This window comes from Chitinophaga jiangningensis (assembly GCF_900142605.1).
Taxonomy (GTDB): domain Bacteria; phylum Bacteroidota; class Bacteroidia; order Chitinophagales; family Chitinophagaceae; genus Chitinophaga; species Chitinophaga jiangningensis.
The window spans coordinates 457,229-469,475 of the sequence record NZ_FRBL01000001.1 but is presented as its reverse complement, the minus strand read 5'-3'; the positions used below and the strand labels follow the sequence as shown (position 1 = coordinate 469,475).

Sequence of the window (12,247 nt, the reverse complement as noted above, 5' to 3'; positions counted from 1 at the left end):
GTTAAAAGCCCAGGTTAAGTCCGATGATAAAGGAACGTGGCTGCGGTAATATCAGGTTATCTTCACCAAGGAAACGCGGGTCCATATTGGAATTCACTTCCGGATCCAGTCCGCTGTATTTAGTCCATAACCACAGGTTATCTGCCTGTGCATATATGCGTAAGCGGGAGATATGCGCTCTTTCCAACAGCGATGTTGGGATATTATAACCCAGCGAAACGCTTCTCAGGCGCAGGAAGGAACCGTTTTCCAACCAACGGGAGCTGTTGTAGATATTATAACCCAGGTTGTAAATCGCGCGGGGTGTGGTATTGCTGGTACCTGGCCCGGTCCATCTTGTTTCCACAGAGCGGAGGGTGCTGTTAAATCCGCTGAGGCCAAGTTTTTCCGCGTTAATTCTCCAGGTAGCATACACATCTGCCCCAACAGCATAATTCACGAACACACCTAAATCGAAGTGACGGTAACGGAAGGTGTTGTTCCAGCCACCGTAGAAGTCCGGATTGGAGCTGCCTACGATGGTGCGGTCGTTGATGTCGATGTTACCATCGTTGTTCAGGTCTGCGTATTTCACGTCACCGGCTCTTACGCCAATGTCGTACAGCGGTTTGGGTACTTCCTTATCATCCTGGAAAATGCCTGTCATTTTATACACCCATATGCTGCCGATATCCTCGCCTACTTTGAGTCCGCGGTTACTGCCAATACTCAGTACATCCGTGTTACCAATTAATGAAGTGATGCGGTTTTTAACATATGCGATATTAAAATTGGAATTCCAGACTACCGGGCCCAGGTTTACGTTGGTGTTCAAACCCAGTTCCACACCGGTGTTCAGCATGGAACCTATATTGCTGGTGATGCTGGTGAAGCCGGAGGTGCCCTGAATAGGCATGTTATAAAGGAGGTTGGTAGTTTTTTTGTTGAAGTAGTCCAGCGTTACTTCCACCGCACCTTTCAGCAGTGAGAGGTCGATGCCGGCATCCAGCTGATTTGCTTTTTCCCAGGTGAGGTCATTGTTGCCGGTAGTAGTTACAGAGATACCACTTTTTCCGTCATAGTTATAACCGCCGGTTGTGAGGGATTGATAAGCATAGTTACTTACGCCTTCCTGGTTACCGGTAGCACCGTAACTCACGCGTATTTTCAGATCAGTAGTGGGCGAAAACCAGAATGGTTCTTTGGATACCTGCCAGCCCGCGGATACAGCAGGGAAGTAGCCATACCGGTTTTGTGGCGAGAACCTGGAAGAACCGTCTGTACGCATGGAGAGCGCCAGCAGGTATTTATCTGACCAGGCAAAATTAGCTCTGGCAAAGTAGGACTCCATGGCGTTACCATACAGGTTGGTGCCTGCATCATTGATCACCGCGGCAGCATCCAGTACATCAAACGATGGTGCCGGGAAGCCGTTACCATCAATACTGGAAGAGCTGATCATGTTACGCTGGAAGGATTGTCCTGCGAGGAAATCAGCTTTCAGTTTACCGAAGTTAGTGCTGTAGCTGAGGGTGTTTTCCAGCAGGATATTGCTCAGCAGGCGGCGCTCATCTACATTTCGGCCGTTGCCGGTACCATAAGGGTGTTTCTGGTTGTAATAGATATAATCCTGTGTATAAATCAGATCTGTTCCCAGTGAAGTTTTGAAGGTCAGGCCTTTTGCCAGCTTCAGCTCTGCAAACAGGTTGCCTAACAGGCGGTAGTTATCGAGGTATGCTACTTCCTCATTTAAGATTTGTACCGGGTTGTGATATACGAGGTCGCTGGTGCCACCTACATAATAGTCACCGTTTGGCTTGTATGGCCTGTCAAACGGCCGTTGTGGCAAACTGCGGCCCAGGATGGTGCTGCCCAGGTTGGAGCCTGGCACGCGGTTATTTCTCGAATAGGTAAGACTCATATTCGCCCCGATCTTTGCCCACTTCACCGGCTCGCTGGTGAGGTTGATGCGTGCCATGTATTTTTCCAGACCATTGGTTTTGATGGTACCCTGTTGATTCAGGTAGCCGGCGCTGATGTAGTAGGTACTTTTTTCAGTACCTCCGGAAGCAGCTACATCTACGCTTTTGGTGTAGGCTTTGCGCAGCACTTCATTCATCCAGTTGGTTTCAGGGAGCCCCGGGTAAGGGTTGTAGATGTAGGGGATGAATTTACTGTTGCCTGGCGTGTAGCCGTATTGGTTATTATAGTTGTCGATAGCTTCATTGGCTACTTCAACATATTGTGCGCTGTTAGCCATCTGGATTTTGTTGAGTCGCGCTACTTCCTGCATGCTGGCGAAAGTATTCACAGTCAGCTGTCCTTTGCCTTTTTTACCGCTTTTGGTGGTGATCAGCACCACGCCATTGGTGGCGCGGGAACCGTAGATGGAAGCGGAGGCGGCATCTTTCAGTACATCAATTGATTCTATATCGTTCGGATTCAGTTCAGCCAATGGGTTCATGCTTTCGCCGAAGTTGGTGATGGCGGCGTTGTGCGGCATTACCGGCACGCCGTCGATTACATACAGCGGTTCGTTGCTGGCGCTGATGGAGCCGATACCCCTGATGCTTACACGTACGGCGCCGCCGGGAGTACCGGAGCCGGAGCTAACGTTTACGCCGGCAATACGGCCCTGCATCATTTGATCGGGACCCAGCACCGGGCGGGCGTTCAGGTCGGTAGGTTTAAAGCTGCCAACGGCACCGGTAAGGTCTACTTTTTTCTGTGTACCGTAGCCAATTACCACTACCTGCTGCATGTCCTTGCTTTCACGTTTCAGGAGTACGTTGATCGGTTGTGCTTTGGTGATGACGAGTTGTTGGGCGGTAAAGCCTACAAAGGTAAAGTTCAGTGTAGCCGGCAGCGTTACATTTTTCAGTTCAAATTTTCCGTCGGCGTTGGTGATGGTACCGGCGGAAGTGCCTTTCACGCCTATGGTTACGCCGGGCAGGGTTTCACCGGTGTTGGCATCTTGTACGGTACCGGTAACGGAAACGGGGACTACCTGTTGGGTTTGATTATCTTCCTTTTTGGGAATCAGGATCACGGTTTTGTCTACAATGCGGTAACTCAGTGAGGTGCCTTCCAGGCATTTGTTCATCACCTGGTCTATCGTTGCTTTTTCGAGTGAGAGCGTCACTCTGTTAGCGGCTTTGGACAGGTTTTCGTCGCGGAAGATGAAGAGGTAGTCGCTTTGCTTCCTGATGATGCCGAAAATCGTTTCCAGAGTGGCATTGGTGGCCTTCACGGTGAGTGGCTGGTCCTGTGCCAGTGCGCCTGCGGATGTTTGCATCGAGATGGCGAGCAGTAACAGCAGGCCATAGCGGCATATACGCGTGGTATATGAGGTTGCTCTGCACTTGCCAAGCCATCGTTTGATGGGTAAATGTGTTTTCATTGCTGGTAAGTTTGTGGAATACAATAGTGTGTTGTATCAGCGTGCGCGCAGTCGCTGATGCAAACAAAGTATTAGTGATTTTTTTTTGAATTATCTGGTTACGCTAATGGTCCGTCCTTGTATTTTGAAATGCACGCCTGCAGTGAGTTCCAGTATTTCCAACGTGCTGGAAAGGTTGGCCTGCCGGCGCATAAATCCTGTTACATGAATAGCTGATATATCTAAAGTTTCGTCGTAATTAACATCTGTATCATACCATCTGCTGATGGTTTGCATTACTTCTTTCAGGTCGTCGTTTTTAAATGCGAACTGTCCGTTTTTCCAGGCGATGGCGCGTGCAGGATCGCCGCCGGAAGCCTGGAGGCGGCCGGTGGATTTGCTATACACGGTTTGCTCCCCGGGTTTGAGGACAATTGATCTTTCTGCTTTGGCTACTTTCACGGCCCCCTCGATGAGGGTGGTGGTGTTGCGTTTTTCTTCCGTGTAGGCTTTCACGTTAAAGCTGGTGCCCAGTACCTGTACCTGCTCTTCCGGTGTATTTACATAGAAGGGCATATTTGCATTGGCGGCCACTTCAAAGTAGGCTTCGCCGCTGAGTGTTACGGTGCGGGTGTTGCCTCGGAAGGAAGCCGGATAGGTGAGCGTGCTGGCGGCGTTGAGCCATACTTTGGTACCATCGGAAAGTACTACCTGGTATTGGCCGCCTTTAGGTGTTTGCAGGGTGTTGACGGCTACGGATTGTTCGGTATGATCATATACCAGTTCGTCTTGTGCTTTGTGAATTTTTTCATCGCCCGCGGGTATAGTGCCGTCTTTGGTGTCTTCCAGTACCACGGTTTTCCCGTTGCCAAGGGTAAGGGTGGCTTTGTTGGAGCCGGGCTTCACATCTTCCCCAAACTTACTTGCAATAAGGCTTGCAGGTGCAGTAGTTTTTTTATTTGTTACAGAGAGATGTGGAGCTGTCCACACTACAACTGCCAGTATAGCTGCGGCAGCCGCTGTGGACACTACTATGAGCCTGCGGTATCGGTTACGCGGTACCGGCGGTGCTGCAGGTTGTAGTTGTGAATGTATTTTTTGCAGCAGCATGTGGGCGTGCTCACTGTTCTTTTGTTGTGTGGTAGCTTCCCGGAACCGTTGCAGCAAATGCTCCTGCAGCTCACTGCGGTTGGAGGTAGCCAGGTAGTGCATTACCCGCTGCCGGTCTTCTTCCGTCCAGTGTTCTTTTTCGAGCAGTTCAATGATGTAGTGGTCCATATCCACAGGTAGCGTTTATATTAATACACCGGGGAGTGAAGAGAGGGGGGCTGTGGAGTAAAAAAAATTTTAACAGGTGGCAGCAAGATAGGCCAGCAATGGAACGCCCACCTGAAATGCTTTGTCGGGGTGCATTCTGGCATATTCCCTGATGAAATCGTTGGCTTTGGTAATATGTTCTTTTACGGTATATCGGGAGATGTTTAGTGTTTCTGCTGCTTCTGCGTAGGTTTTGCCCTGGATTTTACAGAGGGTGAATACGCGTTTGCGTTGTGGCGGTAGTTGGCCAATAGCTTCTTCTATCAGTTGCAGTTGTGCTTCGGTGATCTGCCATTCATTTTCTGCGGCTGTAACGCTGGTGGCCAGTTGTTCGGGAGCGAGCTTTTCCCGCTGGCGGTCGCGCAGATAGTTCATGCTACGGTTATAACTCACTACAAATAGCCAATTGCCGAGGGGGCGTGCCACATCGAGTGAATCTTTCTTCTCCCATAACCTGATAAATACTTCCTGGATGATATCATCGGTGGCAGCAGCATCGTGCGTGAGCCGCAGGATATTGCCATATACAGCCTGAAAATAGGTATGGTAGATGGCGTCGAAAGCTGCCATATCACCGCATTGCATTTGTGCTATCAGTTCCGTTTCTGTTAACCCTGTATTCGTTGACATGAATTAAGTACGCTTATTAGGTTAGCAATCAGCAGGTTCTTACACCGGATGAATAGACAAAGATTAGAATTTTGGTTGTTTAGATGTTGGTTACTTCGCTAAGTTAATATTTATTTAATCCGAAAGAAATATAAATAGGTGTTTTTTAACGCTTGTCCACCCGGGCCTTCGTCCCGGGTGGACAAGCGTGGGGGGAGGCCTGCGGCCTCTCCCGCACGCATACACTGCATATGGTGTTATGTAGCGCATTATGGAAATGGCCTGCAGTTTTTCCTGTGTGTATACACGGGAATGCATACGGTGTAGCGGTGTGCTTCAGAAATGCTGCCGGGCGTATTGTAGCAAAGGCCTGCGGCCTCTCCCGCACGCATACACTGCATATGGTGTTGTGGAACTCATTATGGAAATGGCCTGCGGGTTTTCCCGCGTGTATACACGGGAATGCATGCGGTGTAGCGTTGTGCTTCAGAAATGCTGCCGGGCGTACTGTAGCAAAGGCCTGCGGCCTCTCCCACATGTACTAATTCATCTGCCGGCAGGCAAAACCCCGCGCGACAGCGCGCAAAAAAAAGGCTGATGCCGAAGGCATCAGTCTTTTTCTACACTTCAAAATATTATTAGTTATTCGTATTCATCTTCACATCCTCGGAATCGCCCTTCTGATAGATATAGATGTTCTTATTCTCAAAATAGGAAGGAATGGTTTCACCATCTTTCACATATACCGGCTGGAAGTTATACCTGGAAATGATCTTAGGTGCATCGTTGGTATAGGCGTTGAAGTAAACTCCTTTGTCGCGCATCAGCCGCACGAAATAATAGGTCATGTCAAATCCTTTGATCGCCATGTCTGAAGGGCGTGCACGATAAACACGACGGAAATAATCCGTTACATATTTGCTGTAATAATCGTTTTTATCGTTGTAGTAAGGAGAGGAGTAGTAGATATTCATGCCTTTGAATTCCGGCTCTTTAAACCGGAAAACATCCCAGGTAGGCATACCGTAGATCTGGATCGGGTAGGTGGCTGTAGCGGTGCTGAGCTTGCGCAGCAGGGTTTTGGCGCCATTCTCGTCCAGTGCCGTTACGATCAGGATATTGGTACGGTCGGTGAGCAGCACTTTGCTGAGTTCGTCCGCGGTGGTGGCATCACTCCATACAAATTCACGGATCCTTGATTTTTTAGCGTAATCCATTTTATCGTAGGCTGCTTTGAAGTCAGCATACATGCGTGATTCAAAGGCGGTGTTACGGCGCAGCAGCACAATATTTTTATTCGCAAATGTTTCCTGTACATACTTCTGCATTGCTTCGGTATGTGTTTTCAGGGTGCTGTTGCTGATAAACAGGAACGGGTTATCGGTAACGCCACCATCGTTAGGGTAGGTAGCGGACACGAAATTGATTTCTTTATCGCGGGAGAAATCGCTCAGTTCCTTTAGGTCAGGATTGGTAACCGAGCCGATGATCAGGTCGGTGGCATCCAGCACTTTGGATTTGATCAGGCTGGAAATGCTCTGTTTTCCTTTGCTGTCGTATACGGTTACACGGAGATTATACCCTTGTGTTTGCAGGGAGTCGAGGGCGAGCTGTGCGCCTTCGTAGAATTCAAGTCCTGGCAGTACGTAGCGGGGCATGGTACGACCTGGAATATCGTTGGAGGTGGCAAATACGGAGTCGAGATACAGTGGCGCGAATATGGCCACGTTGTAGGTGCCTCTTTTCACATCTTTGGCAAAAGCGGGTACGTTGAAAGGTATTTTTTTATCTACCTTTTTAGGTTCCGGACTTTTTTCAGGTGTGGGTTTGTTAGTGGTGGTATTGGGAGCAGGAGCAGGTTTTGATACGGTTTTGCGGGAGGAGGAACAGGCGCTGATGGTGAGCGCGATGGCCACTCCGGCAAACAGGTGTTTTATAGAAAAAGACAGGCTCATAACAATTGGCAGTTTGTGTGCTTGATATAAATTTAACAACCGACCGGCATCTACTGCATAAGTTGTGCCGATCGGTTATTTTGGCTCGTAAGTCGCCCGTTATTCCCACTCAATAGTGGCAGGTGGCTTGGAGCTGATATCATAAACAACACGGTTAATACCTTTAACCCTGTTGATTATATCATTGGACATTTTTGCCAGGAACTCATATGGCAGGTGCGCCCAGTCGGCGGTCATACCGTCTACGGAGGTTACTGCGCGCAGTGCCACGGTAAACTCGTAGGTACGTTCGTCGCCCATTACGCCTACGCTTTGTACCGGCAGCAGGATGGTACCCGCCTGCCATACTTTGTCGTAGAGGCCTGCTTCACGGAGTCCGTCGATGTAGATGGCGTCTGCCTGTTGCAGCATATCCACTTTTTCCGGGGTGATGGCACCGAGGATACGGATGGCCAAACCAGGACCCGGGAATGGATGACGAGCGAGGAAGATGTCGCTGATACCGATTTCGCGGCCTACGCGGCGTACTTCGTCTTTAAAGAGGAAGCGCAGTGGCTCTACCAGCTGCATGTTCATCTTTTCAGGAAGGCCACCTACGTTGTGGTGCGATTTAATGGTAACAGAAGGACCGTTAACGGATACGGACTCAATTACGTCCGGGTAGATGGTACCCTGACCGAGGAAGGAGATGTCTTTCAGCTCAGAGGATTCCTGCTGGAATACTTCGATGAAAAGGCGTCCGATGATTTTACGTTTCTGCTCCGGATCGGAAACGCCATCCAGCTGACCGTAGAAGAGGTCTTTTGCATTCACCCCTTTCACGTTCAGGCCCATATGTTTATATGATTCCAGTACGGTTTCGTATTCGTCTTTACGGAGCAGTCCGTTATCTACAAAGATGCAGAACAGGTTGCTACCGATCGCCTTATGAATCAGTTCAGCAGCCACGGTGCTGTCTACACCACCGCTGAGCGCCATTACTACACGTTTATCACCTACTTTTTCCTTGATATTAGCGATGGTTTCCTGTACAAAGTGAGCAGGAGTCCAATCCTGGCTGCAGTTACATACATGCAGGAGGAAGTTGCGGATGATCTGTTTACCTTCCAGGGAGTGGGTTACTTCCGGGTGAAACTGCAGACCGAATACCGGGTTTTTAGCAACTTTCGAGCTTTTGAAAGCGGCTACCGGGATATTTTCAGTGGTAGCGATTACTTCGAAGGTATCCGGTATTTTTTTGATGGTGTCGGAGTGACTCATCCAAACCTGGCTTTTACCGGAAATATCATATAATAATTTTTCCTCTTTATCGCTGTGCTCCATAAAGGCGCGTCCGTATTCACGGATATTACTTTTGGCTACTTCGCCGCCGAAGTTTTTGGCCATCAGCTGTGCACCGTAGCAGATACCGAGTACCGGTACTTTTTCGGCCATGGCTGCAATGTCAACGGAAGGTGCATTTGGATCATTTACGGAAAACGGACTTCCGGATAAAATAATGCCTTTGATGGATTCGTCCCATGCTATTGGCTGCAGGCATGGTTTAATTTCGCAATAAACATTTAGTTCGCGTATGCTGCGTGCAATCAGCTGCGTATACTGTGAACCGAAATCGAGGATAAGTATCTTTTCTGTCATGGTGGTGCAAAGATAAAGTCATTATGGGAAATTCGGCTTATCTGATTCCAAATTCCGAAATCTGGTTGTATCTTTCTACCATAATCCAGCATTTATGAGAATCAACACTAGCCTTTGCCAAGGGCTCCTGACCCTAACCACCCTCGTATTATTGTCCTCCTGCAATTTCCGCCGTATAGAAGGAAATGGTAATGTAATCAAGGAAGAACGCCAGATCACCGCCTTCCGTAGCATCAAAGTTGATGGCGGTATGAACGTACACGTACAGCAGGGAGAAACAAAAACTGCCGTCATTGAGGCGGAAAGCAACATTGTACCGCTGATCGTGCTGGAGCGCGACGGCGAGGAACTGATTGTAAAGCTCCGTGAGGATGTGCATAACATCAGCACCCACAAGAAATTTGATGTTTACCTGTCCGCCCCGGAACTGGACGCCATAAAAGTGGACGGCAGCGGGGATATCGACCTGCTTGGCACTTTTACCAACCGGGAAGATATTAAACTAAAAATTGCCGGTAGCGGTAATATCATCGGTAAGGTGGACGCCCCGTCCATCGATGCTTCTATCGCCGGTTCCGGTGATATGAAGGTATCCGGCCAAACCCGTGATCTGAATGTATCCATCGCAGGTGTTGGTAACTTTGAGGGACTGGACCTGTTCACCGAAAACACCAAAGTGAAAATATCTGGTACCGGTAACGCTAAGGTTCACGCCAGTGTAACGCTCAAAGCAAGTATCGCCGGTGCGGGTGACATCATTTACAAAGGCTCGCCAGAGGTAAGTCAGTCTATCGCAGGCGCCGGTTCTGTACAACAGGCGAAATAATATTTACAAAATTTTAACAAATTTTGTATCATAAAAAGACTGATTCTTAGTTATTTAGAAGAAAATATTAAAAGTCCTTTAGACCAGGTGCAGCAACAACTTAGTAAGCCGATTGGTGTTGCACCTGGCTGGGGCACAAGCCCTGAAAGTCAGCCTTTAACCCCGCTTTCCAATTACCTTTACTCCCCGCAATACATCAAATTATCATTAAATCATATAAATGATAGTATCTTTTTTGTAAGTTTACAGCTTAATTAATGTTGAACTCCTGTTCCTTTTATGAATGTAAAACCTAAGGTCCTGGTAGTATATTATACACAAACCGGGCAGCTGAAAAGGATTGTAGATCATGTGCTGGCGCCGCTGGAAGGCAAAGTGGATGTAACTTTCGAGCAACTGGTTCCCACAGAGCCTTTTGCGTTTCCCTGGAAAAAGCAGACTTTTTACGATACAATGCCGGAAACGGTACTGCAAACGCCACGTGGTATACAACCTTTGAAAGTTGATGTGAACGAGCATTTTGATCTGGTTATACTGGCATACCAGCCATGGTTTTTATCGCCATCGCAGCCTACCGCCGCGTTCCTCCAAAGTGAACAGGGCCGGCAGCTGTTGAAAGGTAAAAAGGTAATCACCCTCCTCGGAGGCCGCAATATGTGGCTCAATGCCCAGGAATCGGTGAAAAAATACCTGCAGCAAGCTGGTGCCAACCTGGTAGGGAATATTGTACTGGTCGATAAATCTTCTAACCTGGTATCCCTGATCACCGTGTTAAGGTGGCAGTTTAAAGGACTGAAAGCCGCTACCAAATATCTTCCGCCGGCAGGAGTGCAGGAAAACGAAATCGTTACCAGCGCCCGCTTTGCGGCACCTATCGCCAAGGCACTTGAATCCGGCAACTGGAACAATCTGCAACAGGAACTCATTGACCTGAATGCCGTTGAACTCATTCCTAACCTGATTTTGCTGGAAGACAGAGGCATCAAAGCCTTCCGCTTCTGGGCCAAATACATCAGCGCCAAAGGTGGGCCCGCAGCAAGCTCCCGCCAGGGCCGTGTGAGTATGTACCGCTCCTTACTGTTGCCCGGTATTGTGGTACTTTCACCCATTACACTGATATCTTCCCTTATTAAACTTAACCTGAAAAAGAACGAACTGCAAAAGGAAGTGGAATACTATAAAAGTACTTCCCTTCGTTGAGTGGAAAATGCAGGAATTTCTGTGCCGACCTGTAATTAACCCGGCTTTTTGTCTGGTGGCGTAATAATTGTAATTCAGATTAGAATTCTATATTTACGTTTGTATAATACATATACCATCATAACATGCACCCATGTATGGCCTATCCAGCTTGTTGCATGTGCCTTTTAAAGACGAATTTTTTCAAATGAAGGAAGTTTATATTAACAGGCTTTCAAAATTTTTACCCAACAAGCCTGTAGAAAATGAAGAAATGGAGAGCATTCTCGGGCTGGTAGATGGAAAGCCTTCCCGTATGCGGTTGAAGATTTTGGGAAACAACAAGATCAAAACCCGCTATTACTCCCTGGACAACGAAGGGAAGTCGACCCATACCAACGCGGAAATGACAGCTGAGGCGGTGAAAGCATTGTTTGACGACAAAAACCCAATCAGTAACCTGCAGCTCCTTGCCTGCGGCACTACATCTCCTGATCAGTTATTGCCTAACCACGCCGCTATGGTGCACGGTTTGCTGAAATGTCAGCCTGTAGAGCTGATCGCAGCTACCGGCGCTTGCGCCGCTGGTATGCAGGCATTCAAATATGCCTGGATGTCCATCCGTTGCGGAAATACTTCCAACGCGGTGAGCACAGGTTCCGAAAAATTCTCTGCCTGGATGCTGGCTGAAAAATTCCAGCCGGAAAGAGATGCTCAAAAAGCTTTAGACGCTAATGGCTACATTGCTTTCGAAAAAGACTTTCTCCGCTGGATGCTGTCCGACGGTGCCAGCGCCGCTTATTTCTCCGATAAGCCAAACGAAGAAGGACTTTCTTTACGTGTAGACTGGGTAGAAATCGCCTCGTACGCCAATGAACTGGAAACCTGTATGTATTCCGGTGCCATCAAAACCGAAGATGGCGGTACCAAAGGCTGGATAGAAATGACTCCTGACGAATGGGCCTTCCACAGCGTGTTCTCCTTTAAACAGGATACGCGACTGCTGGGCAAAAATATTGTTCCTTCCGGTGCACAAATGTGGAAAAACCTGGTGGAACGCTATGGTATAAACCTGGATGAAATCGACTTCTTCCTGCCACATCTTTCTTCTGAATTCTTCCGTCTTAAAATAGATGAAGAAATCACCCGCATTGGAGTGCCTATCCCGCTGGACAAATGGTTCACAAACCTGGACCGCGTGGGTAACGTGGGTACTGCATCTCCATACCTGATGCTGGAAGAACTGATGAATACCGGCCGACTGAAGAAAGGACAGAAGATTGTGATGATGGTGCCGGAAAGTGCGCGTTTCTCCTATGCTTACGCACAGATCACCGTTGTATAAGCATTCACCTTTAAAACTGC

General features: G+C 48.4%; 8 protein-coding genes. 3 read left to right on the top strand and 5 right to left on the bottom strand.

Going from position 1 to position 12,247, the window contains the following annotated elements; genetic code table 11:
• Window position 1 precedes the first annotated feature (1 nt).
• The 5 genes from BUB18_RS01885 to guaA form a co-directional block, all read right to left on the bottom strand.
• The gene (locus BUB18_RS01885) at window positions 2-3,379 is read right to left on the bottom strand and encodes a TonB-dependent receptor (protein WP_083549235.1); all 3,378 of its coding nucleotides are present in this window, start codon (window positions 3,377-3,379) and stop codon (window positions 2-4) included.
• A 90-nt stretch (window positions 3,380-3,469) separates the two neighbouring features.
• Entirely contained in the window at window positions 3,470-4,636 is a 1,167-nt protein-coding gene (locus tag BUB18_RS01880; protein ID WP_073077465.1) for a FecR family protein, read from the bottom strand.
• Between the two features lie 69 nt (window positions 4,637-4,705).
• Entirely contained in the window at window positions 4,706-5,305 is a 600-nt protein-coding gene (locus BUB18_RS01875) for an RNA polymerase sigma factor (protein ID WP_073077464.1), read from the bottom strand.
• A 617-nt stretch (window positions 5,306-5,922) separates the two neighbouring features.
• Window positions 5,923-7,239, bottom strand: coding sequence for an ABC transporter substrate-binding protein (locus BUB18_RS01870; RefSeq protein WP_073077463.1), 1,317 nt, complete (start codon window positions 7,237-7,239; stop codon window positions 5,923-5,925).
• 99 nt (window positions 7,240-7,338) lie between these two features.
• Window positions 7,339-8,877: a glutamine-hydrolyzing GMP synthase gene (gene guaA, locus BUB18_RS01865; protein ID WP_073077462.1), complete on the bottom strand. Its 1,539-nt coding sequence runs from the start codon at window positions 8,875-8,877 to the stop codon at window positions 7,339-7,341.
• A gap of 94 nt (window positions 8,878-8,971) precedes the next feature.
• On the opposite strand from guaA, the gene BUB18_RS01860 reads away from it, so the two are divergent.
• The 3 genes from BUB18_RS01860 to BUB18_RS01850 all read left to right on the top strand — a co-directional run bounded on the left by BUB18_RS01860 (window position 8,972) and on the right by BUB18_RS01850 (window position 12,227).
• Window positions 8,972-9,703 carry a head GIN domain-containing protein gene (locus tag BUB18_RS01860; protein ID WP_073077461.1) on the top strand — a complete coding sequence of 244 codons (732 nt, stop codon included), beginning with the start codon at window positions 8,972-8,974 and terminating at the stop codon, window positions 9,701-9,703.
• Window positions 9,704-9,982: 279 nt separating this feature from the next.
• Entirely contained in the window at window positions 9,983-10,903 is a 921-nt protein-coding gene (locus BUB18_RS01855) for a hypothetical protein (RefSeq protein ID WP_073077460.1), read from the top strand.
• A gap of 187 nt (window positions 10,904-11,090) precedes the next feature.
• Window positions 11,091-12,227, top strand: coding sequence for a dialkylresorcinol biosynthesis protein DarB (locus tag BUB18_RS01850; protein WP_073078375.1), 1,137 nt, complete (start codon window positions 11,091-11,093; stop codon window positions 12,225-12,227).
• The last annotated feature ends 20 nt before the right edge of the window (window positions 12,228-12,247 follow it).

What these genes read in the sequence shown, in the direction of transcription:
- BUB18_RS01875 (WP_073077464.1), bottom strand. Translation starts at nt 5,305, where the DNA reads ATGTCAACGAATACAGGGTTAACAGAAACGGAACTGATAGCACAAATG.
- BUB18_RS01870 (WP_073077463.1), bottom strand. Translation starts at nt 7,239, where the DNA reads ATGAGCCTGTCTTTTTCTATAAAACACCTGTTTGCCGGAGTGGCCATC.
- BUB18_RS01850 (WP_073078375.1), top strand. Translation starts at nt 11,091, where the DNA reads ATGAAGGAAGTTTATATTAACAGGCTTTCAAAATTTTTACCCAACAAG.
- BUB18_RS01885 (WP_083549235.1), bottom strand. Translation starts at nt 3,379, where the DNA reads ATGAAAACACATTTACCCATCAAACGATGGCTTGGCAAGTGCAGAGCA.
- BUB18_RS01855 (WP_073077460.1), top strand. Translation starts at nt 9,983, where the DNA reads ATGAATGTAAAACCTAAGGTCCTGGTAGTATATTATACACAAACCGGG.
- guaA (WP_073077462.1), bottom strand. Translation starts at nt 8,877, where the DNA reads ATGACAGAAAAGATACTTATCCTCGATTTCGGTTCACAGTATACGCAG.
- BUB18_RS01860 (WP_073077461.1), top strand. Translation starts at nt 8,972, where the DNA reads ATGAGAATCAACACTAGCCTTTGCCAAGGGCTCCTGACCCTAACCACC.
- BUB18_RS01880 (WP_073077465.1), bottom strand. Translation starts at nt 4,636, where the DNA reads ATGGACCACTACATCATTGAACTGCTCGAAAAAGAACACTGGACGGAA.